General features: G+C 39.6%; 1 protein-coding gene. It reads right to left on the bottom strand.

Translation table 11 applies throughout. From position 1 onward, the window contains the following. Window positions 1-336, bottom strand: a 336-nt coding sequence (locus tag GQ589_RS12025) for a hypothetical protein (RefSeq protein ID WP_160426494.1), incomplete at both ends; no start/stop codon positions are given.

Raw genomic sequence — 336 nt, 5'->3', positions numbered from 1 at the left:
CTGTCTTTGGTAAATAAGTTAATTTCTGTTTACTGTTTGCCGTACCATAAACCGCAATGCCTTTTACTTCAACTTCGGGGTTGCCTACTTTTTTATTATCTTCCTTGCAGATTTCATAGTCTTTATTGGCATCCGCCGTCTTTCCTGTCGGTCTATCTTTTGCTGTCGTACCAATATCTTTATGCCAAACATAACCTGTAATATTGCCCAATTCAGTTTGAAACCCATTTGGTGTCACCACCGTGCCGGTGGTTATCGACACAATTTTATACCAACCAGGCATATCCTCTTTTTGTTCACCTAAACGAACTTTACTCCCCTTTAGTAATAAGCCAA

The organism is Gilliamella sp. Pas-s27, from assembly GCF_009795865.1.
In the GTDB taxonomy this organism is placed as follows: Bacteria; Pseudomonadota; Gammaproteobacteria; order Enterobacterales; family Orbaceae; genus Gilliamella.
Note: the sequence above shows the minus strand (reverse complement) of the source record. Positions and strands in the feature narration are given on the sequence as shown.